The following is a 22419-nucleotide window of genomic DNA, read 5'->3' as shown; positions in this document are numbered from 1 at the left end:
CGCCGGGCGCGCCGCCCATGACCCGCCGGCCGGGCGATGATCGCCATCCGCCCCCCGCCGCGCCGCGCCCGCCCCTTGCGCCGCGCCCCGCCGCGCGCGATCTCCGCTGGATGCCGGACGATCTCTCCCCCCGCGCGGCCGGCCTGGGCCCCGCCTTCGACAATTCCTACGCCCGCCTGCCGGAAAGGCTGTTCGCGCGCCTGCCGCCGACCCCGGTCAAGGCGCCGCGGCTGGTGCGGCTGAATCTCGGCCTCGCGCGCGACCTCGGCCTCGATGCGGGCTGGCTCGCCTCGGAGGACGGGGTGGCGATGCTCGCGGGCAACCGCATGCCCGAAGGCGCCGAGCCGATCGCCCAGGCCTATGCCGGGCATCAGTTCGGCCATTTCTCCCCCAGCCTCGGCGACGGCCGCGCGATCCTGCTGGGGGAGGTGGTCACGCCCGCCGGCCTGCGGCGCGACATCCAGCTGAAGGGGTCCGGGCCCACGCCATGGTCGCGCCGCGGGGACGGGCGGGCGGCGATCGGGCCGGTGCTGCGCGAATACGTTGTGAGCGAGGCCATGGCGGCCTTCGGCGTGCCGACGACGCGCAGCCTCGCCGCCGTGGCGACCGGCGAATGGGTGTTCCGGGAGGATGCGGTGCCCGGCGGCGTGCTGACGCGCGTCGCGTCGAGCCATCTGCGCGTCGGCACCTTCCAGTATTTCGCCGCGCGGCGGGACATGGACGCGGTGCGCGCGCTGGTGGACCACGCCATCGCCCGCCACGACCCGGCGGCGGGCGAGGCGCCCAACCCCGCGCTCGCGCTGCTGGAAGGCGTGGTGGCGCGGCAGGCGGCGCTGGTCGCGCGCTGGCTCGCGCTCGGCTTCGTGCACGGGGTGATGAACACCGACAACTGCGCCATCAGCGGAGAGACGATCGACTACGGCCCCTGCGCCTTCATGGAGGCCTATCACCCCGAGACGGTCTTCTCCTCGATCGACCACCAGGGGCGCTACGCCTATGGCAACCAGCCGGGCATCGCGCATTGGAACCTCGCCCGGCTGGCCGAATGCCTGCTGCCGCTGATCGATGCCGAGGAAGAGGCGGCGATGGAGGCCGCGAAGGCCGCGCTCGCCGGCTTCGCGCCGCGCTTCGGCGTCGCCTATCGCGCGGCGATGGCGCGCAAGATCGGCCTGCCCCAGGCACGGCCCGAGGACGAGGCGCTGATCGAGGACCTGCTGCGCCGGATGATGGAGGCGGAGGCCGACTTCACCCTGACCTTTCGTCGCCTGGCCGATGCGATCGACGGCGACGCGGCGCCGGTGCGCGCGCTCTTCGCAGACCCCGCGGCCTTCGACGGCTGGGCGGAGGGCTGGCGCGCGCGGCTCGCGCAGGACGGCATGGCGCCGGCGGCCCGCGCGGCGGCGATGCGCGCGGAGAACCCGCTGTATATCCCGCGCAACCACCTGGTGGAGGAAGCCATCGCGGCGGCGGTCGAGCGTGACGATTTCGCGCCCTTCGAGACGCTGGTCGATGTCCTGGCGCGCCCCTTCGAGGAGCAGCCCGGGCGCGAGCGCTTCGCGGCCCCGGCGCGGCCCGAGGAACGCGTGACGCGGACCTTCTGCGGCACCTGATCCGCGACGGCCTTCGCGCCGTATCTGATCAGCCGGTCTTGTCGTGCCGCAGCGGGCGACCGGCGGCCGGGGCCAGCAACGCGAAGGGCCCGCATGCGCGGCATGCGGGCCCCCGGGGTGTCTCGGCGCGGGTGAGGCGCGTCAGGCCGCCTGGGCGGGATTCGCCTCGGCCTGGATGACCGGCCGGCCGGCCTGGACCGGGATGCGGCGCGGCTTCAGCGCTTCCGGCACGACGCGCTTCAGCGCGACATGCAGCAGGCCGTTGGCCAAATCCGCCCCCTGCACGACGATGTGGTCGGCCAGGACGAAGCGGCGTTCGAAGGCGCGGCCGGCGATGCCGCGATGGAGGAAGCGGCGCCCATCCTCCGGCTGCGGCTGCGGCCGCCCGGCGATGGTCAGCGTGTTCTCCTGCGCGGTGATCTCGAGGTCGGATTCGGCGAAGCCGGCGACCGCCATGGTCAGGACGTAGCTGTCCTCGCCCGTCCGCTCGATGTTGTAGGGCGGGTAGCCGTTGCCCTCCGGCGCGTTGCGCGCGGTGTCCATCAGGCGCGCGAGCCGGTCGAAGCCGATCGCGGTGCGGAAAAGCGGGGAGAAATCGATCGCGTTCATCAGTTGAACCTCCTGCATCAGCAAGGCTCGTTGCACGGCGGGCCGGGGCTGCACGCTGGGACCCCGCATGGGCGATCCCTGGCCGACCCGCGCCGGAGGCCCCGTCGGGGCGCCTCCTGGCAGTCGGGGAGATGGCGGCCGCGCCGGGCCGGTTCAAGACCCTCCGCTTCGGGCCCGCGCGCCCGGCGCTGAACCGGTTCAGCGGCGGCGCGGGCAGGCCCCGCTAGAAGCCCGGGACGGATGGCGGGACGGAGGCGCGGAATGCCGCGGATGACAGGATTCGGGCTGGCGGGGGTCCTGTTTGCCGGCCTCGCGGGGCCGGCGGGCGGGAGCGGCTTCATCCCCCTCATGCCGCAGGCCGAGGCGTTTGCCGACCACGCGGCCTGCCTCGCGGCCCTCGAGGCGCATCGGGCGCGCGAGCAGGTGCTGGCCGTGCCGCGCACGACCGACGCGGCGGGGCAGGTGAGGGAAGTGCGGGTGGTGGAGTCCGGCATCGAGCGCCAGGGGCCGGACCGGGCGCGCTATGCCTCGGAGGTCTGGACGCTGCATGGGGGGCCGGATCCGGCCGCGGGGCGGCTGCGGATCGTGCCGGGCTTCGAGCGCCACATCCGCCTGTGCGAGGGCGCGGCCATGACGACGACCGGCGCGCGCGGCTTCACCCAGCCGGTCTACGAATAGTCAGGTCGCGCGAATTCGAAGCGGCCGACGGGCTTCGGGCCCGCGCGCGGCCGGGCTCCGGCGGTCCTGGCGAGGAAGGGGAGGGGGCGCGACGCCCCCGTCCCGTCGCGGGCCGGGCGTCAGCCCTTCTTGCGGGCGCCGATGCCGGCGAACTTCTTGTTGAACTTCGCGATCTGGCCGCCGGTGTCGAGCACGCGCTGCTGGCCGGTCCAGGCCGGGTGCGACTTCGTGTCGATGTCCAAGCGCAGCGTGTCGCCCGGCTTGCCGTAGCAGGACCGCGTCTTGAACTCGGTCCCGTCGGTCATGATGACATTGATCACGTGATAGTCCGGATGCGTGTCGGGCTTCATCGGGCGGTGCTCATGCTCAGGCGCCCGCCGATACCGACCGGCGGGCAGGGAAGCGGGGCGTATAGGGGAGCGGACCGGCGAGCGCAATGCCGGCCGGCCGCCCCCCGGGCGCGGGTCAGGCGCCGGGCGCCGGGGCGGCCGGCGGGGCCGGGCGCACGCCCTCGTCGAAGTTGAAGACGGCGGGCCGGCTCGTCAGGAAGCCCGCTTCCCCCACCAGGTTGCCGCGCAGGGCCGCGACCAGCGCCTCCTTGTAGAGCGCCTCGTCCTCCGCGCTCGTCACCAGCAGCTTCGGCCCGCCCGCGATCAGCGGCCCCTGGCGGTCGAGCAGGGCGACCGCGCGCAGGTCCACCCGGCCTTCCAGCACGTCCATCACCCCCGCGGTGACGTTCGGGAACCAGGGGTGGAAGACGTCGTCGACCAGGATCACGCCGCCGGGCGCCAGATGCGCCGCCGCCAGGGCGAGGTCGTGGCGCACGGCGCCGCGGCCGTGTTCCCCATCCACATGGACGAAGCGCGCCGGGGTGCCGAGCAGGCGCCGCCAGGCCGAGACGGCGAGCCCGGTGGAGGGCCCCCGGTGCAGGCGGTAGCGCGTCTCGTCGATGCCGAAGGCGCTGCAATGGCCGCGCAGCGTCGCCTCGAAATCCTGGCCCTGGTGGACAAACAGGTCGACGCCGACCACCGCTTCGTCCCGCCGCGCGGCCAGGGCGAGGCCGACGAAGGTCTTGCCGTGGAAGGTGCCGATTTCCGCGAGCGTCCCGCCGATGCCCGCCCGCGCCTGCAGGTCGAGGATCGCGGTGACGGCCGCGGCCGCGCCCGGGGTGATGAAGCCCTGCACGGCGGCGAGGCCGCGCGCGAAGTATTCCTGGTAGGTCACGGCGCGCAGCACTTCCTCATCCTCGCCCGGCATCCCGCCGCCCGCGGCGCATCCGGCGCCAGAAGCCCCGGCGCCGCGGATCGGGCAAGCCCGCCGGCATCAATCCGGCGCGATCTCGCCACGCTCGATCACATAGGTCTGCTCGACCAGCGGGCGGAGCAGTTCCGGGTTGCTCTCGGTGATCAGGATGGCGACGTCGGGCAGGGCGGCGCGCAGGCGCTTCAGGGCTTCCGCGTAGCGCAGCGCCAGCGCCGGGGCGAGGCCCTGGAAGGGTTCGTCCAGCAGCACCGCCTTGGTGCCGACCATCAGCGCGCGGCCGAGCGCCACCATCTTGCCCTGGCCGCCCGACAGCCCCGCCGCCTTGCGCGGCGCGAGGTCCTTCAGTTCCGGCAGCAGGCCGTAGACGCGCGACAGCCGCTCGGCGATCTCCCGTTCCGACAGGCGCAGCACCTGGGCGGGGAGGAGCATGTTGTCCTCCACCGTGAAGGAGCCGAACAGGCGGCGGTCCTCCGGCGCGTAGCCGATGCCGTGGCGGGGGCGATGGTGCGGGGGCAGGCGCGTCTCGTCCTCCCCGTCGATCACGACCTTGCCCGTGCTGGCGGGCACCAGGCCCATCAGCGCGCGCAGCGTGGTGGTCTTGCCCGCGCCGTTGCGCCCGATCAGCGCGACGCGGCCCCCGGCCGGCACCTTCAGCGAGACGCCGCGCAGCACCGGCACGCCGGCAATGGCGACGGACACGCCCGCGAGTTCAAGCATGGGGCGCCTCCTTGGCCGGGTGGCGCTCGATGCCGATCACCTCCCGCTGCACGGCGGGGTCGGCCAGCACCTCCGCCGGCGGGCCCAGCGCGGCGATGCGCCCCTGGGACCAGACCGCGACGCGGTCGGCGAAGCGTTCGACCACGTCCATGTCGTGCTCGACGAAGACCGCCGTCACCTTCGCGTCGCGCAGCACGTTCACCAGCGTCTCGACGATCGTCATCTTCTCCGACGCCGCGACGCCGGAGGTGGGTTCGTCCATCAGCAGCAGGCGGGGCTTGAGTGCCACGGCCATGGCGATGTCGGCGAGCTTGCGCGCGCCCTCGTTCAGTGCGTCCGCCCGGCTGTCGGCGATGGCGGACAGGCCGAAGCGTTCGAGGATGTCGCGCGCCTCGTCCCGGTGGCCGGGGCGCAGCAGGGGGGCGAGCGGCGACCAGATGCCCATCCGCGCCGCGACGGCGAGTGCCACGTTCTGCTCGACCGTGTGTTCGAGGAACAGCTGCGGCAGCTGGAAGGACCGCGCGATGCCGAGCTTGACGATGGCGCGGGGCGACATGCCGGTGATGCGGCGGCCCTCGTAGGCGATCTCCCCGGCATTGGGCTTGAGGTAGCCGGTCGTCATGTTGATGAAGGTGGTCTTGCCGGCGCCGTTCGGGCCGATGATGGCGAGGAATTCGCCCTTCATCACATCGAGGTCGATGCCGTCGGCCGCGCGCACGCCGCCGAAGGCGAGCCGCAGGCCGGTGGCGCGGAGCAGCACCTCGCTCATCGCCCGCGCCCCCCGACCGCCCGCGCGGCCATCCCCCAGAGCCCGCCCGGGGCGAACAGGATGACCAGCAGCAGCGCCGCGCCCAGGATCATCTGCCAGGCATCGGCGAAGGACGCCGCGGCGTAGACGCGGATCAGCTCATAGGCGATGGCGCCCATGAAGGGCCCGAGCACGCCGCCCGCGCCCCCCAGGATGGCGATGAACACCAGCTCGCCGGAGGAGGTCCAGTAGGCGAGCAGCGGCGTGACGTGGCGCGAGGTCAGCGCGATCAGCGCCCCGCCCAGCCCGCCCACCATGGCCGAGAGCACATAGGCCGAGAGCAGCACGCCGCGCGCCGGCACGCCCATGAATTCGAGCCGCGTCTCCCGCGTCTTGATGCCCGCCAGCGCTTCCCCCATCGGGGAGGCGAGGTACAGGCGCAGCAGGAGCGCGAGCGCGAATGCCAGCGCCAGGGCGATGCCGAAGATCGTCCATTCATAGGCGATGCGGTCGAGCGCCTGGCCCGCCACGGGCATGATCTCGACCCGGATGCCGTCGCTGCCCTTGGTCAGGGCGTAGAGCTTCTCGAGCAGCGAGTAGAAGACCATGGACATGGCCAGGTTCAGCATGCCGAAGAAGATCTGCCGGTAGCGCGTGACGAACAGCCCGATCAGCAGGCCGAGCGCGCCCGCGCCGATGGCGGCGAGCGGCAGCAGCACCGCCGCGTCCCCCACCCGGGGGGCGAGGAAGGCGACGGTGTAGGCGCCGAAGGCGATGTACAGCGCATGGCCGAAGGAGACCTGCCCCGCGCGCAGCAGCAGCAGGATCCCCATCACCGCGATGCCCTTGGCGAGCGCGATGGTCAGCACGAAGCGCAGCCAGGGGGCGGCCACGGCGGCGGCGATGATGGCGCCGGCGAGCGCCAGCGCGAGGAAGGGTTCTATCCGCTTCATACGCGCCGCGTCTCGGTCACGCCGAACAGGCCCTGCGGGCGCACCAGCAGCACCAGCACCATGATGATGTAGGGCACGACGACTTCCAGCTCCGGCTCGAAATACACGGCGATGGACCGGCCGAGGCCCATCATCAGGGAGGTCAGCGCCGCCCCTTCGATCTGCCCCAGCCCCGCCGTCGCCACCACGGCGAAGGACAGCACGATGGTCTGCGCCCCGATCCCCGGCACGAGTGCCGCGGTGGGGGAGGAGAGCGCGCCGCCGAGCGCTGCCAGCATCGAGCCGAAGGTGAAGGTGAGGAGGAAGATCTTGGACGCGTCGATCCCCATCGCCGTCGCCGCTTCCCGGTCGGTCGTGACGGCGACGATGACGCGCCCGGTCAGCGTCCGGCGCAGGAACCAGGCGAGGCCCACCAGGGTGACGACCGCGATGCCCGGCAGCACGAACAGCTGGTAGTTGGTGAAGGGGATGAAGTCCCCCGCGAAGGGCACGTCGATGGTCCCCAGGAGCTTCATCGCCTGGTCGTGGTGGATCGGCTGCACGCCCCAGACGAGCTTCTGGACGTCCTCGAGGATCATGAACAGGGCGAAGGTGACCAGCAGCTGCACCACTTCCTCCTGCGCGTAGATGCGGCGCAGCAGGAAGCGTTCGATCAGCGGGCCGACGATGGCCCCCACCAGCGCGGCCGACAGCAGCAGGATCGGCAGCGAGGCCCAGGCCGGCACGCCGAGCGAGGCGGCGAAAAGGCCGATCGAGGCCGCCGAATAGGCCCCGATCGCATAGAGGGAGCCATGCGCGACATTGACGATGCGCAGCACCCCGAACACCAGGTTGAGCCCCACCGCGACGAGGAAGATCAGCCCCGCCGAGGAAAGCCCGTCCAGCAGCGCCAGGCCGAGAAGCAGGCCATTGTCCTGGAACCAGTCGGCCATGGCGCGCGCCGGCTCAGATCGACTGGCCGGCGGACTGGATCAGCGCCGGCGTCAGCGTCTTGAGCCAGTCGGTGCTCTTCTGCCCGACCGGTGCGGAGACCTGCGCCGCGGGATACAGCCGCATGTCCTTCGGCACCGCGAAGGGGAAGTTCGGGTTGAAGGAGGAGGTGCCGACGATCTGGTCCTCCAGCCCCTGGCCGTCCTCGCGCAGCGTGATGGTCGAGGTCGGCGTGGGGAAGGTCAGGCCGCGGAAGGCGGCGGCCAGTTCGGCATCGGACGGCCAGCCGCCGGACTTGGCGGCGACGGCCTTCTCCACCGCGGCCTTCAGCGCCCAGACGGCTTGGGCCATGTGGTGGCAGGGGTAGATCGGGTATTCGTTGAAGCGCTGGCGGTAGGCGTTGACGAAGGCGTTGAAGGCGGCCGGGTCGCGCGGCGCGGGGTGGTTGTTCCAGTGGTCACCGCGCGCGCCGATGATGTGGCCTTCGGGCATCGACCGGCCGAGGATCTGCAGCGAGGCCTCGGCGACCGGCAGGACGAAGGTGGTGCGCTCATGCAGCCGCCGCTCGGTCGCCTGCCGGATGAAGGTGACGAGTTCCCCGCCCCAGGAGGTGGAGTAGACCACGTCCGGGCGCAGCGCGAGCAGGCGGGTGATCTCGGTCGAGAAGTCGGTCGAGCCGAAGCGGGGGAACATCTCGGCCACCACGCGCACGCCGGGCTTCAGCGCGTCCATCGCGGTCTTCCAGATCTCCCAGGAATCGCGGCCCCAGGCGTAGTCCTGGTTGATCACGGCGACGGTGCGGATGTCGGGCTTGGTGCGCAGCAGGTACAGCAGCGGCGCGAGCACTTCCGGCGTCGCGTAGCCCTGGGTGCGGAAGGCGTAGTCCCAGCGGCCTTCCTCGAAGATGCGCTGCGTGCCGCAGTCCCAGAGAAGATTGACCTTGGACAGTTCGCGCGACAGCGGCGTGCAGGCGAGGCAGGAGCCCGAGGAGATCGACTGGAAAAGCGCGTGCACGCCTTCGGACTGCACGAGGCGGCGGATCTCGCCCACCAGGTGGTCCGTGCCCGGGCCCTCGTCGACGAAGATCGGGCGCACAGGCACGCCGGCGATGCCGCCCGCGGCGTTGATCTGGTCGACCAGCATCTCGCAGGCGCGGCGGGAAGGGACGCCGAAGACCGAGGCCGGGCCGGAGAGGAAGGTGGTGACGCCGATCTTGAATTCGGCCGGGCGCGCGGCCGGCTGGGCCGAGAGCGTCGCGGGCAGCATCACGGCGCCGAAGCCGGCGGCCAGCACCTCGCGGCGCGAGAACGTGTCGGTCATCTGGGTTCCTCCCTCGGGCGCGCCGCGGGTTGGATCCCGGGCGTCGGGCGGGCAGGATGGACGCCGATCGCCGCCGCGCGCAAGCGGGTGGCGGCCGAATGATCCGGCCCCGCGCGCGCGGATGCGCGCCCGCGAAGGCGGGGGCGGGTTCCACTCCCGCGGAAGCCGATCTAGCGTCCGCGCCCTTCACCGCGACGGTGCGCCATGCCTTCGATCCTCTCCATCCAGTCCTGGGTCGCCTACGGCCATGTCGGGAATGCCAGCGCGATCTTCCCCCTCCAGCGCCTGGGGGCGGAGGTCTGGGGCATCCACACCGTCCAGTTCTCCAACCACACCGGCTACGGCGCCTGGCGCGGCCAGGTCTTCGGGGCGGAGCTGATCCGCGACTGCGTCGAGGGAATCGAGGAGCGCGGCGCGCTGCCGCGCTGCGACGCGGTGCTGTCGGGCTACATGGGCTCGGCCGAGATCGGCGCGGCGATCCTCGATTCGGCACGGCGGGTGAAGGCGGCCAACCCGGCCGCGCTGTGGTGCTGCGACCCGGTGATCGGCGATGTCGGCCGCGGCGTCTTCGTCCGCCCGGGCATCCCCGAATTCCTGCGCGACGCCGCGCTGCCGGAGGCCGACATCATCACGCCCAACCAGTTCGAGCTGGAATGGCTGACCGGGCGGTCCGTGACGACGCTGGCCGAGGCCAAGGCGGCGATCGCGGCGCTGCAGGCGATGGGTCCGCGCTGCGTGCTCGTCACCTCGCTGCGGCTGGCCGACACGCCGGAGGGCGAGATCGGCATGCTGGCCGGCGAGGGCGGGCGCTTCTGGCGGCTGGCCACGCCCATGCTGCCGCTGTCGGTGAACGGGGCGGGGGATGCGATCGCCGCGCTGTTCCTGTTCCACCGCCTCGCCGGCGACGCGGCGGGGGCGCTCTCGTCCGCCGCATCCTCGGTCTTCGGTCTGCTGCGCCGCACCGCCGAGGCCGGGTCACGCGAGATCCTGACCGTCGCGGCGCAGGAGGAATTCGTCAGCCCCACGCGCCGCTTCGCCGCCGAGCCGTGCTGAGCGGCGCGCGACCCCTTTTTCGGATCGCGGCCACGCCGCGATCCGGGAGCGCAAGGCGCGACCGCGCCCAGACCTTCAGTCGCGCCGGGCGGGACATTGCTCGGCGCGCAGGCAAGCCGGCCGGATGGCCGGCGCCCGCCGCCTGAGGGCAAATAAAGGCGGCCCGAGGCATGGCCTCGGGCCGGGAGCGCAAGGCGCGACCGCGCCCACACCTTCAGCCGCGCCGGGCGGGACAGCGCACGGCGCGCAGGCAAGCCGGCTGGATGGCCGGCGCCCGCCGCCTGAGGGTCGATGTTCTCTTCGGATCGCGGCCCTGCCGCGATCCGGGAGCGCAAGGCGCGACCGCGCCCAGACCTTCAGTCGCGCCGGGCGGGACAGTGCTCGGCGCGCAGGCAAGCCGGCCGGATGGCCGGCGCCCGCCGCCTGAGGGTCGATGTTATCTTCGGATCGCGGCCCCGCCGCGATCCGGGAGCGCAAGGCGCGACCGCACCCAGACCTTCAGTCGCGCCGGGCGGGACAGCGCATGGCGCGCAGGCAAGCCGGCCGGATGGCCGGCGCCCGCCGCCTGAGGGTCAATGCATATACGTGCGCGTCACGTAGGCCTTGAGGCTCTCCACATCCTGCGCCTGCTGCGCGAAGCGGTGGCGCACCAGGTCGCGCACGCTGACGATGCCGAGCAGCCGGCCCTCGCCATCGACCACGGGCAGATGGCGGAAATAGCCCTCATCCATGATCTCGAGCGCGGCCTGGACGGGCGTCTCCGGCCCGACCATGACGACCTCGCGCGTCATGATGTCGCGCACGAAGACGCCATGCGTCGCGTTCGGGCGGTCCGCGACGGCGCGGACGATGTCGCGCTCGCTGATGATGCCGACGACGCGGCCATCCGGCTCGCACACCAGCACCGCGCCGATGCGCCGGGACGTGATGATGCGCGCGACCTCGACGGCGAGGGTCTCGGGGGAGACGGAGACGATGTCCGCGCCCTTGCGGCGCAGCACGGCGGCGATGGTCATGGGCGGGACTCCTCCTTGGTAGTGGCGGGAATGGGCAGGGCGGCGCCGCTGCGCAGCAGATCGGCGAGCCCGACCAGGCCGAGCACGCGTCCTTCGCTGTCGCAGACGGGCAGATGGCGCGCCTCGGCCGAGGCGATGGCGCGCAGCGCCGCGTCGATCGGCGCCCCCGCCGGCAGGGCGGCCGGGTCGCGCGACATCGCCGCTTCGACCGCAAGGCCGCGCAGCCCCGCGCGGCGCTCGGCCGCCAGGCGCAGCACGTCGCGTTCCGCGACCATGCCGATGAGCCTGCCGTCGCGGCAGAGCACGGGCAGCATGCCGTAGCCGGTCGCGGCCATCAGGCGCGCGGCTTCCGCCAGCGGTGTTTCGGGGGTGGTCCAGGGGGTCCGCTGGTGTTCCAGCAGGGTGGCGACAACCATGGTGCGGGTACCCTTCCGTTCGGAATGGTGCCTGCCCGCCTCAACCGCGATGGCGTGTAGACCGCCCGGTCATGATGTTGCAATGCGAATTCGGCGTGACGCCCGGTGGCGTTGCCGGGGCGTGACAACCCTGTCCATACTTCCGCGACAATCCAGGAAGGCAAGGAGGCTGCCATGACCCTCATCATCGGACGCCGGGCGCTCGCGCGCGGCGGCATCGGCATCGCGCTCGCGGCACCGGCGGTGCGCACCGCCTCGGCGCAGACCACGGTCGAATGGGTGGCGGGGTCGCTCGGCGGCGGCTGGTACACCATGGCCGCCGGCCTCGCCGCCCTGATCCGGGAGGAGAATCCCGACATCCAGGTGCGCGTCGTCCCCGGCGGCGGCCTCGCCAACCCGACCCGCGTGGACAACAACCAGTCGCAGATCGGCTGGGGCATCGACGCTTTCTCGGCCGCCGCGGTGCAGGGCGTGGAGCCCTACAACCGCAAGCACGAGAAGATCCGCTGCCTGGGCACCGGCTATTCGCCGACCGAGCACCACATGCTGCGCCACACGGCGGCGGGGCCGGAGGACATGCGCGCCATCCTGACGCAGCGCGGCCTGCGCATCGGCACCGCGCAGCGCAGCGCGACGGACGAGATGACGCTGCAGCGCATCCTGCGCTTCCTCGGCACCAGCCCGGACAAGATCCGCAGCGATGGCGGGCGCTACCTGACCGGCTCCTACGCCGACATCGCCGCCGCGTACAATGACGGGCAGGTGGACTACCTCTACGTCGCGCTCGCCAAGCCGGCGGCGATGATGACCGAGGTCGCGCAGGGCCGCCGCGGCGGGCGGCTCGTGTCGTTCCCCGACGACGTGCGCCAGCACCTGATCCAGACCTACGCCTACGACCAGGGCATCATCCCGGCCGCGACCTATCCGCAGCTGCAGGCGGCCGACGTGCCGGTGACGACGATGGACAGCGTCATCCTGGTGCATGAGAGCGTGTCGGCCGAGGTGGTGCAGAAGATCACCGCGACGCTGATCAAGAACCGCGGCCAGCGGCTTTCGAACATCCATGCCAGCATGGCCGGCTGGACGCCGCAGCACGCCGTCACCTATCGCGGCGTCGCCTTCCACCCCGGCGCGGCGGCTGCGTTCCGCGCGGCGGGCGTGAACCCGCCGGCCTGACGGCGGGGCGGGGGGCGTGCGGGAACTCTCGGGCTGGCTGAGGGGCGCGGTCACGCTGTGGCTCGCGGGCTGGGCGGCGGTGCACCTGTATTTCGGCGGCTTCGGCTTCCCGGAGCCGATCGGGATGCGATCGCTGCACCTGCTGGTGTTCACGCCCCCGCTGTTCCTGCTCTACCCCGCCTTCGCCTCCGGCGCGTCGTCCGATCGGCCGACCATCCTCGACTGGGCCTGGGCGATCGCCTCGGCCGTGCCGCATCTCTGGGTCTTCGTGAATGCCGGCGCGGTCGCGGACCGCATGGAGTATGTGGACGAGTTCACGACGACGATGATCGTGCTCGGCGTCACCTGCATCGTCACGATGCTGGAGGCGATCCGCCGCGCGGTCGAACCGGGCCTCGCCTGGATGGTGGCGGGCTGCCTGCTCTACATGTTCGTGGGGCACCACCTGCCGGGCGTGCTCAACACCCGCGTCTTCACCACGCCCGAGATCATCGAGTCCGCCTGGCTGGTGCCGACCGCGGGCGGCATCTACGGGCCGCTGACCGGCATCGTGGCCACCACCATCGCGGTGTTCATCCTGTTCGGCGCGTTCATGCAGGGCAGCGGGACGGGGCGGCTGTTCTCCAACCTCGGCGCCGTCGCGGCCGGGCGGTATTCCGGCGGGCCGGCCAAGGTCGCGGTCATCACCTCCGGCCTGTTCGGGACGATGAGCGGATCCTCCGTCTCCAACGTCATCACCACGGGCGCGATGACCATCCCGCTGATGGTCAAGGTGGGCTACCGCCCCGCGGTGGCGGGCGGGATCGAGAGCGCGGCGTCGGTCGGCGGCGCGCTGATGCCCCCGGTGATGGGGGCGGCCGCCTTCGTGATGGCGGAGATCACCAACATCCCCTACGGCGACATCATCGTCGCCGCGGCGATCGGCGCGGTGCTGTACTACTTCACCATCCTCGCCGCCGTGCATTTCGAGGCCAAGCGCGCCGGCATGGAGCCGATGCCGCTGTCCGAGATCCCCGCCTGGCGGGAAGTGCTGGCGGATGTGCACCTGGTGCTGCCGATCGGCGTGCTGGTCTACCTGATGATGGAACGCTGGTCGGGCAACTACGCGGCCTTCTGCGCGACGCTCGCCATGGTCGCCGTCTCCCTGCTGCGCGCCCGCACGCGGATGGGCTGGCGCGCCATCCTGTCGAGCCTCGAGGCCGCGGGGCTGACCATGGCGCCGCTCGCCGTGTCCATCGCCGGCGCGGGCGTGGTGGTCTCGGCGCTGACCGCGACGGGGATGGTCGTGGCCTTCGGCGGCATCATCAAGGAACTGGCGGACGGCAACCTCGGCCTGCTGCTGGTGCTGGTGGCGCTCACCGTGCTCGTGCTCGGCCTCGGCATCCCGACCACGCCGTCCTACATCATCGCCGCGGCCATCGGCGTGCCGGCGATCCTGGAACTGGGGCGGCCGCTCGGCGTGGACATGCTCCAGGCGCACATGTTCACCTTCTACTTCGCGGTGATCGCGGACGCGACGCCGCCGGTGGCCGCCGCCGCCTTCGCCGCGGCCGCCATCGCCAAGTCGGGCCCGACCATCACCAGCGTGCACGCGACGCGCTTCGGCATCGCCGGCTTCACCGTGGGCTTCGCCTTCATCTACGACCCGGGAATCATGCTGCGCGGCGGGATCGTAGAGATCGTAACCGCGACCTCGATCCAGGTCGCGGCGCTGACGCTCATCACATCCTCCTACGCCGGCTTCCTGCTGCGCCCGATGGGCGTGCCGCTGCGCGCGGCGCTCGGCATCGTGGGCCTCGCCGCGGCCTTCGCGCATGTGATGCCGGACTGGCAGCGGCTGCTGCTGGCGGTGGGGATGCTCGCCGCCGTCGCGGCCTGGCAGCAATTCGGCGCGGCGCGGCACCGCACCGCCTGAACGGGGCCGGCGCGCGGCCGGCCCCGGCGCGCATCAGGGCGCGGGCTGCATCTGCGCCGGCGTCGGGCGCGGCGCGTTCTGCGACAGCGGGCGCAATTCCCCCGCCGCCCCGTCGAAGGCGATGCCGAGCAGGTCCGTCATGCGGAACATGTTTGCCACGCGCCCCAGCGTGGGCGTGAAGAAGGGGTCCCGCAGGATGGAGATGCGGCTGCCCTCGATCGCGCGGTGGAAGACCTCGGCGACGATCCGTCCGCCGATGCTGCCCATCTTCCCGCCATTCAGCCCCGCTTCGCGCAGCACGTAGAACCAGAGCGGCGTCGCGGTCACCAGCTCGTCGCGCAGCGCCTGCGGCAGGCCGGTGAACTCGCTGCCGATGATCTGCGCCGAGGTCAGCGGCGTGATGGCGATGCCCGCATCCTGCATCGCCTTCACCACTTCCTGCGCGGTCGCCAGCCGCACCATCCGCCCGCGCACCAGGTTGCGGAAGGCGAGGTTGCGCTGCGCCGCCGGCACGGCCACGCCGCCGCCCCGCGCGCCGAAGGATCCCAGCGGCAGCACCTTGAGCGGATCGGTCAGCCGGATGTCGATGGGCCGCGCCATGTTCACTGCATGGCCGGGTTCCGGGGCGAGGGCGGGCACGCCTTCGTTGGCGAAGTCGAACATGCGCGTCCAGTCCGAGACCCAGTTGGTGGGCAGGCGCTCGAACGGGCCGTCGATCGGGTTGTCGAGGTCCGATGCGGGCGAGAGGTTGCCGCTGGTGCCCGAGAAGCGGAACAGGTTGTCGAGCGTGCCGAAGTCGCCGATCGCGCCACCGGGGGCGAAGACCGCGTTCCAGTCGTACTTGTCGCGGATCATGGAATGGCCGAGCCGATAGGCCGCGACCGAGAATTCCACGGGCATGGTCGGGAAGCCCGTCGCCCCCACCTCGAAGAAGCGGCGACCCACGCTGAACACGTCCGTCACGATGGCGGGGTCGACGATGCGCGGCAGGAAGTCGAAGCGCAGCATCCACTGGTAGTGCTTGACCACCGTCTCCCGCGCCCGTTCGAACAGCACGGCCGACGGCGTGCCGGCGGCGGCCAGCCGGTCGCAGACCTTGTTGTGGAAGCGCAGGAAGGCGAGATGCGTCTGCGCGACGGCGAGGTTCTCGTCGTTGCGCGGGTCGGCGATCAGCGCCTGGCGCGCTTCCTCCGCGGGGCCCGATGCGCCCTTGCGCGGCAGGTCGAAGCCGTCGAGGTCGAGCGTCGCGACGGGCGTCGCCGGCGGGCCGGACGACTTGGTCGTGCCGAGCTTCAGCCGCACCCCATCCGCCTGGTAGAAGGCGGCCGAGGAGGCCGTGCCCGGGCCTTCGCCATAGACGCTGTCGAGGTCGAGCGCCGGGCTGCGCGCCTGCACCAGGTCCTCGACCGGCACCGCGGTGCCGAGGCCGACCTGCGTGCGGTCGCGCGTGAGGTCGTGGTCGACGAACTGGCCCAGATAGGTGAAGCCCGCGGGGATGGCGCTGTCCGTGTCGGGGGCCGCTTCCGCCATCTTGTCCGCCAGCGCTTCCAGCAGCGCGTCGGACGCCGCGGGCGTGCCGCTTTCCACGATGCGGGAGAAGCGGAAGGCGCGCGCTTCCTCGGCCGGCGTGGCGGGGCGTTCGACCTCCCCGCAGATCATGCCCTTGTTGGCCAGGTAGTAGTGGATGCGGTTGTGGCGCTTCGTCATCGCAGAGGCTCCCTTGGCTGTCGGCCGGGCCTGCCCTCGCCCGTGATGCGGGAGTCCTAGGCGCAAGCGCGCAGGGGAAATGTGAGGAACTGCACAACCTGGGGTTATGCGGATTCATTCTCGGCCCGCGCCGCGGGGTGGCAGCGCGGCGCGGCTGGCCTAGGCTGCGCGTGCGAAGCGGCGCGCGACGCGCCGCGGCTTCCGGGAGGAACCGACATGCGAACGCCCGCACTCACCGCAGCCCTGTTCTGCGCCGCGCTGCCCGCCCTTGCGCAAACCGCGAGCCCGGGGCCGACGCTTTCTGCCGTGCGGTCGCGCGACGCGCTGATCTGCGGCGCGCATCCCGGCGCGCCGGGCTTCGGCGTGCTCGACAGCCAGGGCGTCTATCGCGGGCTGGACGCCGACACCTGCCGCGCCGTCGCCGCCGCCGTGCTGGGCGACGGCAACAAGGTGCGCTGGGTCGTGCTGTCTTCCCAGGCGCGGCTGCCCGCGCTGCAATCGGGGCAGGTGGACGTGCTGTCGCGCACCACGACCTGGACGCAGACGCGCGACACCGCGAACGGGCTGAACTTCACCGCGGTGAACTTCTACGACGGGCAGGGCTTCCTGGTGCGCCGGTCCGCCAACGTCCAGCGGGCGCGGGACCTCGCGGGGGCTACGATCTGCGTCACCTCCGGCACCACGAATGAACTGAACCTCGCGGACTGGGCGCGCGCGAACAACGTGCAGGTGCAGCCGCTGGTGTTCGACCAGAACGAGGAGACGCGCAACGCCTACATCAACGGCCGCTGCGACGCCTTCACGACGGACGCCTCGCAGCTCGCCGGCATCCGCACCGCGCTGCGCAACCCGGCCGAGCACATCATCCTGCCCGACATCATCTCGAAGGAACCGCTCGCCCCCGCGGTGCGGCACGGCGACGACCAGTGGTTCGACATCGTGCGCTGGACCGTCTTCGCGCTGATCGAGGCGGAGGAGCTCGGCATCACCCAGGCCAATGTGGACGAGATGCTGACGAGCCCGAACCCGGCCATCCGCCGCCTGCTCGGCGTCGCCGGCGACCACGGGCCGCTGATGGGGATCGACCGGCGCTGGGCCTACAACGCGATCAAGGCGGTCGGGAACTATGGCGAGGTCTTCGAGCGCAACCTCGGCCGGGGGTCACCGATCGGGCTGCCGCGCGGGGTCAACGATCTGTGGACGCGCGGCGGGCTGATGTACGCGATGCCGGTGCGCTGACGCGCCGGCGGGCTTGAACGGGGCGCCCGGCGCGGCCATCTGCGCGTCTACGGTCCGGGCCCCTCTGGCGCCGCGTGCCCATCGGGCGCGGCGCGATGTCGGACCTCCACCATGGCGGGCGCGTCCCATGCGCGCCCGCGGCGGAGAGGAGGCAGTTCGCCATGGGCGACACCATCACACCATCCCGCGTGCCCGCCGTGCTGCGCGGCTTCGGCGCCGCGCTGCTGGCCGTCGGGCTGGCGGGCTATGTCCTGCCGCCGCCGCCCGTCCACTGGACGGCGCTGATCCCCGCGGGGCTCGGCGCGGCGGCGCTGCTGCTGTCCTTCGCCGGGCGGCGCCCGCGCCTTGCCGCGGCGGGCGGGGCGCTGCTCTGCGCCGTGGCCTTCGCCGGGGGCGGATCGGCGCTCGCGCAGGTGCCGGCGCTGCTGGACGGCCAGGCGGGGGCGGCCATCGCGTCGCGCGCGGCGACCGCCGCGCTCGCGATCCTGGCCCTGGCGGGCCTGGTCCTCGCGCTGCGGCGCGACACGCGGGGGGCCTCGGCATGATCGGCGACCTCATCGCCTTCCTCGTCGCGACCTTCCTGGTCGCGCCGCTGCAATCGACGCTGGAGGACCGGCTGTCCGCCGCGCGCGCGCCGGCCGCGATCGTCGCGCAGGTGGAAGGCTGCGTGACGGCGGCACTTCCCGCGCTGGTCGAACGCGCCTCCTCCGAACCGTGGTGGGCCATGCGCACCGCCTTCGGCGCCTGGATCGGCACGACGAGCCCCGAGGCGGTGCTGCGCCAGGCCGCCCCGGAATGCGGCCCCGTGCTGAACGCCGCGCGGTCGGCGATCGAAAGCTAATCCCCACCCCTTGAATCGGGCGCGCGGGCGAACGATCTCGCGCGCCATCCGGATCCGGGCCCCTCTGGCGGCGGGGAGACATCCCGCCGCGATGTCGGATCCTTCACCTGCCGCGCGCGCGCGGCATCTGGAGGAACTGACCCGTGGATGCGTTCCTGTTCGCCGAATGGCTGGGCAAGCCCGCCTGGATGTGGCTGGCCTTCATCGGCATCGTCATCACGCTGCTCGTCTTCGACCTGGGCGTGCTGAACCGCAAGGTGCGGGAGATCCCTGTCTCTCAATCCCTGTGGATGTCGGCCTTCTACATCGCCGTCGCGGCGGCCTTCGGCGGCTGGGTGTGGTGGGAACTCGGGCCCGAGCGCGGCATGGAGTACTTCACCGGCTTCGCGGTGGAGAAGACGCTCGCGCTCGACAACGTCTTCGTCATCTCGCTCATCTTCACCTATTTCGCCATCCCGGCGATCTACCAGCACCGGGTGCTGTTCTGGGGCATCCTCGGCGTGATCGTGCTGCGCGCGATCATGATCGGGCTGGGTGCCGCGCTGGTGTCGCAGTTCGCCTGGGTGATGTGGATCTTCGGCGCCTTCCTGCTGGCCACCGGCGTGAAGATGCTGGTGGTGGCCGACAACATGCCGAGCATCAAGGACAACCCGGTGCTGCGCTTCATGAAGCGCCGCTTCCGCGTGACCAACGAACTGCACGGGGAGAAGTTCCTCGTCCGCCTGCCGGACCCCACGACCGGCAAGGTGTCGGTGTGGCTGACGCCGCTGATGCTGGCGCTGGTGCTGGTGGAGATCGCCGACCTGATCTTCGCGGTGGACAGCGTGCCGGCGATCTTCGCCATCACGCAGGACCCGTTCATCGTCTACACGAGCAACATCTTCGCCATCCTCGGCCTGCGCGCGCTGTACTTCGCGCTGGCCGCCATGGTGCACCGCTTCGCCTATCTGAAGTACGCGCTGTCGCTCGTGCTGATCTTCATCGGGCTGAAGATCTTCTGGAACCAGATCTTCGGGAAGCTGGACCCGGCGATCGGGCTGTCCGTCACCACGGCGCTGATCGCCGGCGGCGTGGTGTTCTCGCTGTTCAAGACGCGCCGGACGGGCGGCGCGGCGCAGGCGTGACGCGCCGCGCGGGGCCGGGGGCGGAAGCCCTCGGCCTCAGCGCCTTTCGTAGACCAGCCGCGCGCGGATCGTCCCCTCGATCGCGCGCAGGTCCTCGAGCAGCGCCTCCGCCTGGTCGCGGGCATTGTCGCTGTCGATGACCACGTAGCCGACGCCGCCGCTGGTCTGCAGGAACTGGGCGGAGATGTTGAGGTGCCGGCGCGCGAAGGCCTCGTCCACCTGGCGCAGCACGCCGGGGACGTTGCGGTGCACGTGCAGGTAGCGCGCGCCGGACGGCCGCGCGGGCAGCTGCACCTGGGGGAAGTTCACCGCGCCGAAGGTCGCCCCCGTGTCGGAGTATTCGATCAGCTTGCGGCTGACTTCCTCCCCGATGCGCCACTGCGCCTCCCCCGTGCTGCCGCCGATATGCGGCGTCAGGATCACGTTGGGCAGGCCCTGCAGCGGCGTCACGAAGGGTTCCCCGTTGCGGGCGGGCTCGACGGGGAAGACGTCCACGGCGGCGCCGAGGATGTGGCCGTCGCGCAGCGCGGCGGCCAGCGCATCGAGGTCGACGACCGTGCCGCGCGCGTTGTTGACCAGCACCGCGCCCTTCTTCATAGCGCGCAGTTCGGCCGGGCCGATGATGTTCATCGTCTCCGGCGTCTCGGGCACGTGCAGCGTCACCGCGTCGGCTTCCGCCAGCAGCGCGTGCAGCGACGTCACCGGCTGGGCGTTGCCGTGCGGCAGCTTGCCGGTGTGGTCCCAGTAGATCACGCGCATGCCGAAGGCCTCGGCCAGCACGGACAACTGGCTGCCGATGTTGCCGTAGCCGACGATGCCGAGAGTCTTGCCGCGCAGCTCCCAGGAATTGGCGGCGGACTTGTCCCAGTCCCCTTTGTGCGCGGCGTTGGACTTGGGGAAGATGCCGCGCATCAGCATCACGATCTCGGCCAGCGTGAGCTCGGCGACCGATCGCGTGTTCGAAAACGGCGCGTTGAACACCGGCACGCCGCGCATCGCCGCTTCGTCCAGCGCCACCTGGTTGGTGCCGATGCAGAAGCAGCCGATGGAGAACAGCCGGTCCGCGGCCTCGATCACCTCGGCCGTCACCTGGGTGCGGGACCGGATGCCGAGGATGTGGATGCCCTTCAGCGCCTTGATCAGCGCCGCCCCGTCCAGCGCCTTCGATTCCCGCTTGACGTTCGTGTAGCCGGCATCGGCCAGCCGCTCGACCGCGCTGTCGGAAATGCCTTCCAGCAGCAGGATGCGGATCTTGTCCTTGGGGAGGGAGAGGCGGGCAGGGGACATGGGCGGGCCGGGTCCGTGGCTGGGCCGCGCTTCCTGCCCCCGGAGGCGCCCCGAGGCAAGGGGCGGGTCCCGTGCGCTGGATCACCCGCCGGCGCGGCCGGACCGTTTCGTTGTTGCGGCGGGGCCGCCCGGGGCGTTTCGATGCCGCCCGCAGAATGTGGGAGGCCGTCCCGATGTTCGACCTGCTGCCCGCCTGGGCGCTCAAGGCCCTGGTCCGCCTGACGGAGATCTTCCCGGGCTTCCATCGCCTGGTGAACCGGATCGCCATCAACCGGTCCGTCGGCGTGACGCGAACGCGCCCGCATCCCTGGAGCACGGTGCACGACTACGTGTCCTGGGATTCGCTCACGGACATGCGCTACAGCGCCCGGCACCTGCCGGCCCGGAACATCCCGGGGCAGCCCGAGACGGCCCGCGTGGCCGACCTGTTCCGCCGGCCGGCGGGCGGGCAGCGGCTTTCGGCCAAGTCCACCTGCCTGTTCCCCGCCTTCGCGCAGTACCTGACGGACGGCTTCATCCGCACCCGCATGCCCAACAGCTCCGCGGGGGAGTCGGAGGAGATCCGGCTGCAGAACACCTCCAACCACCAGATCGACCTCAGCCCGCTCTATGGCCGGACGCGGGAGCAGACCCGCGCGCTGCGGCTGATGAGCGAGGCGAAGGGCGAGCGCGGGCGGCTGAAGAGCCAGGTGCTGGCGGGCGAGGAATGGGCGCCCTTCCTGTATGACGGGCCGGCGATCCGGGCGGAATTCGCCGTGCTCGACCCGCCGCTCGGGCGGGACAAGATCGAGGCCGCCCCGGCCCTGCGCGATCGCATCTTCGCCTTCGGCGGGGACCGCGCGAACAGCGTGCCGCAGGTCTCGATGATGAACACGCTGTTCCTGCGCGAGCACAACCGCATCGCCGGCATGATCGAGCGCGCGCATCCGGACTGGGACGACGAGCGCGTCTTCCAGACCGCGCGCAACGTGGTGATCGTGATGTTCATCAAGCTGGTGGTGGAGGAGTACATCAACCACATCTCCCCCGTGCCCATCCGGCTGATGGCCGACCCGCGCGTCGCCTGGCGGGCGCCGTGGAACCGGCCCAACTGGATCACGACCGAGTTCAGCCTGCTCTACCGCTGGCATTCCCTGATGCCGGACGAGATCCGCTGGGGCACGCGGACGGTGCCGATCCACGCCACCTTCTTCGACAACGCGCCGCTGCTCGAAGGCGGGTTGGCGCGCGGCTTCGCGGACATGAGCGCGCAGGCGACCGGCGTGCTCGGCCCGCGCAACACGGCCGACGCGCTGCTGGGGATCGAGGAATCCTCCATCCGCCAGGGGCGGCTCGCGCGGCTCGACACCTACGCCGCCTATCGCGCGCTGGTGGGGCTCAAGCCGCCGCGGCGCTTCGAGGACATCTCCACCGACCCCGATGTGCTGCGCATCCTGCGCGGGCTCTATCCGTCCCCCGACCTGGTGGAGTTCTACCCGGGCCTGTTCGCCGAGGACCCGACGCCCAACACGCCGCTGCCGCCGCTGATCCGCACGATGGTCGCGGTCGATGCCTTCTCCCAGGCGCTGACCAACCCGCTGCTGTCGGAGCATGTCTGGCGGGCCGAGACCTTCACGGCGGAAGGCATGGCGGCGATCGAGGGGACGGCGACGCTCGCCGACCTCGTCGCGCGCAACGCGCCGGGTGGAGCGGGCGGCGCGCGCATCGCCATGACGCAGGAGGGGTGGGAGCATAGCTGGTAGCGCCCCCTTGCACCGTTCCGGCGTGGCACTTCATGCTGCGCCGCAGCGGCCGGCGGAACGGGCCGCCGGGGATGC

The 22419-nt window shown here is 71.9% G+C and carries 22 protein-coding genes; 10 read left to right on the top strand and 12 right to left on the bottom strand.

What is annotated here, in order from left to right; translation table 11 throughout:
* Window positions 1-110 precede the first annotated feature (110 nt).
* Window positions 111-1610, top strand: a complete 1500-nt coding sequence (locus tag J5Y09_RS11645) for a protein adenylyltransferase SelO (RefSeq protein WP_209351965.1) — start codon at window positions 111-113, stop codon at window positions 1608-1610.
* Window positions 1611-1751: 141 nt separating this feature from the next.
* Here J5Y09_RS11645 and J5Y09_RS11640 read toward each other — a convergent pair whose 3' ends face one another.
* Window positions 1752-2219, bottom strand: coding sequence for an Hsp20 family protein (locus J5Y09_RS11640; RefSeq protein WP_209351964.1), 468 nt, complete (start codon window positions 2217-2219; stop codon window positions 1752-1754).
* A 270-nt stretch (window positions 2220-2489) separates the two neighbouring features.
* Between J5Y09_RS11640 and J5Y09_RS11635 the strand changes: the two genes are divergently transcribed.
* Window positions 2490-2897 (top strand): hypothetical protein, encoded by a 408-nt coding sequence (locus J5Y09_RS11635; protein WP_209351963.1) that lies wholly within the window; start codon window positions 2490-2492, stop codon window positions 2895-2897.
* 119 nt (window positions 2898-3016) lie between these two features.
* Here J5Y09_RS11635 and rpmE read toward each other — a convergent pair whose 3' ends face one another.
* The 7 genes from rpmE to J5Y09_RS11600 all read right to left on the bottom strand — a co-directional run bounded on the left by rpmE (window position 3017) and on the right by J5Y09_RS11600 (window position 8828).
* Window positions 3017-3247 carry a 50S ribosomal protein L31 gene (rpmE, locus tag J5Y09_RS11630; protein ID WP_209351962.1) on the bottom strand — a complete coding sequence of 77 codons (231 nt, stop codon included), beginning with the start codon at window positions 3245-3247 and terminating at the stop codon, window positions 3017-3019.
* Window positions 3248-3362: 115 nt separating this feature from the next.
* A complete protein-coding gene (locus J5Y09_RS11625; protein ID WP_209351961.1) occupies window positions 3363-4154 on the bottom strand; it encodes a class I SAM-dependent methyltransferase in 792 nt (263 codons plus the stop codon).
* 66 nt (window positions 4155-4220) lie between these two features.
* Window positions 4221-4877, bottom strand: a complete 657-nt coding sequence (locus J5Y09_RS11620; protein WP_209351959.1) for an ABC transporter ATP-binding protein — start codon at window positions 4875-4877, stop codon at window positions 4221-4223.
* Complete coding sequence (locus J5Y09_RS11615; RefSeq protein ID WP_209351958.1) at window positions 4870-5646, bottom strand: ABC transporter ATP-binding protein; 777 nt, start codon at window positions 5644-5646, stop codon at window positions 4870-4872. The genes J5Y09_RS11620 and J5Y09_RS11615 overlap by 8 nt, the downstream gene beginning before the upstream one ends.
* Window positions 5643-6578, bottom strand: coding sequence for a branched-chain amino acid ABC transporter permease (locus tag J5Y09_RS11610; protein WP_209351956.1), 936 nt, complete (start codon window positions 6576-6578; stop codon window positions 5643-5645). The genes J5Y09_RS11615 and J5Y09_RS11610 overlap by 4 nt, the downstream gene beginning before the upstream one ends.
* Window positions 6575-7510: a branched-chain amino acid ABC transporter permease gene (locus tag J5Y09_RS11605; protein WP_209351955.1), complete on the bottom strand. Its 936-nt coding sequence runs from the start codon at window positions 7508-7510 to the stop codon at window positions 6575-6577. The genes J5Y09_RS11610 and J5Y09_RS11605 overlap by 4 nt, the downstream gene beginning before the upstream one ends.
* A 13-nt stretch (window positions 7511-7523) precedes the next feature.
* The gene (locus tag J5Y09_RS11600; RefSeq protein WP_209351953.1) at window positions 7524-8828 is read right to left on the bottom strand and encodes an ABC transporter substrate-binding protein; all 1305 of its coding nucleotides are present in this window, start codon (window positions 8826-8828) and stop codon (window positions 7524-7526) included.
* A 204-nt stretch (window positions 8829-9032) separates the two neighbouring features.
* Between J5Y09_RS11600 and pdxY the strand changes: the two genes are divergently transcribed.
* A complete protein-coding gene (gene pdxY, locus J5Y09_RS11595) occupies window positions 9033-9881 on the top strand; it encodes a pyridoxal kinase PdxY (RefSeq protein ID WP_209351952.1) in 849 nt (282 codons plus the stop codon).
* 572 nt (window positions 9882-10453) lie between these two features.
* On the opposite strand, the gene J5Y09_RS11590 is transcribed toward pdxY, so the two are convergent.
* Together J5Y09_RS11590 and J5Y09_RS11585 are read right to left on the bottom strand one after the other, a co-directional pair.
* Window positions 10454-10897: a CBS domain-containing protein gene (locus J5Y09_RS11590; RefSeq protein WP_209351947.1), complete on the bottom strand. Its 444-nt coding sequence runs from the start codon at window positions 10895-10897 to the stop codon at window positions 10454-10456.
* Window positions 10894-11313 (bottom strand): CBS domain-containing protein, encoded by a 420-nt coding sequence (locus tag J5Y09_RS11585; protein ID WP_209351945.1) that lies wholly within the window; start codon window positions 11311-11313, stop codon window positions 10894-10896. The genes J5Y09_RS11590 and J5Y09_RS11585 overlap by 4 nt, the downstream gene beginning before the upstream one ends.
* Before the next feature lie 174 nt (window positions 11314-11487).
* Here J5Y09_RS11585 and J5Y09_RS11580 point away from each other — a divergent pair, with 174 nt between their 5' ends.
* Window positions 11488-12489 (top strand): TAXI family TRAP transporter solute-binding subunit, encoded by a 1002-nt coding sequence (locus J5Y09_RS11580; RefSeq protein WP_209351943.1) that lies wholly within the window; start codon window positions 11488-11490, stop codon window positions 12487-12489.
* Between the two features lie 16 nt (window positions 12490-12505).
* The gene (locus J5Y09_RS11575; protein ID WP_209351941.1) at window positions 12506-14404 is read left to right on the top strand and encodes a TRAP transporter permease; all 1899 of its coding nucleotides are present in this window, start codon (window positions 12506-12508) and stop codon (window positions 14402-14404) included.
* Between the two features lie 33 nt (window positions 14405-14437).
* Here J5Y09_RS11575 and J5Y09_RS11570 read toward each other — a convergent pair whose 3' ends face one another.
* Entirely contained in the window at window positions 14438-16111 is a 1674-nt protein-coding gene (locus J5Y09_RS11570) for a peroxidase family protein (protein WP_209351939.1), read from the bottom strand.
* Window positions 16112-16327: 216 nt separating this feature from the next.
* Between J5Y09_RS11570 and J5Y09_RS11565 the strand changes: the two genes are divergently transcribed.
* From J5Y09_RS11565 to J5Y09_RS11550, 4 genes are all read left to right on the top strand, one after another.
* Window positions 16328-17350 (top strand): amino acid ABC transporter substrate-binding protein, encoded by a 1023-nt coding sequence (locus J5Y09_RS11565; protein WP_209351937.1) that lies wholly within the window; start codon window positions 16328-16330, stop codon window positions 17348-17350.
* A gap of 161 nt (window positions 17351-17511) precedes the next feature.
* Window positions 17512-17895, top strand: a complete 384-nt coding sequence (locus J5Y09_RS11560; RefSeq protein ID WP_209351935.1) for a hypothetical protein — start codon at window positions 17512-17514, stop codon at window positions 17893-17895.
* Complete coding sequence (locus J5Y09_RS11555; protein ID WP_209351933.1) at window positions 17892-18191, top strand: hypothetical protein; 300 nt, start codon at window positions 17892-17894, stop codon at window positions 18189-18191. The genes J5Y09_RS11560 and J5Y09_RS11555 overlap by 4 nt, the downstream gene beginning before the upstream one ends.
* A 143-nt stretch (window positions 18192-18334) precedes the next feature.
* Window positions 18335-19315, top strand: coding sequence for a TerC family protein (locus J5Y09_RS11550; protein ID WP_342451460.1), 981 nt, complete (start codon window positions 18335-18337; stop codon window positions 19313-19315).
* Window positions 19316-19351: 36 nt separating this feature from the next.
* Here the strand turns inward: J5Y09_RS11550 and serA are convergent, their stop codons facing one another.
* Entirely contained in the window at window positions 19352-20602 is a 1251-nt protein-coding gene (serA, locus tag J5Y09_RS11545) for a phosphoglycerate dehydrogenase (protein WP_209351932.1), read from the bottom strand.
* A gap of 173 nt (window positions 20603-20775) precedes the next feature.
* Here serA and J5Y09_RS11540 point away from each other — a divergent pair, with 173 nt between their 5' ends.
* On the top strand, window positions 20776-22344 hold the full coding sequence (locus J5Y09_RS11540) for a peroxidase family protein (protein WP_209351931.1): 1569 nt from the start codon (window positions 20776-20778) through the stop codon (window positions 22342-22344).
* The last annotated feature ends 75 nt before the right edge of the window (window positions 22345-22419 follow it).

It is taken from the genome of Roseomonas nitratireducens, assembly GCF_017813355.1.
Classification (GTDB): Bacteria; Pseudomonadota; Alphaproteobacteria; order Acetobacterales; family Acetobacteraceae; genus Neoroseomonas; species Neoroseomonas nitratireducens.
The sequence above is the reverse complement of the archived record's forward strand: the minus strand, read 5'-3'. Positions and strand labels throughout refer to the sequence as shown.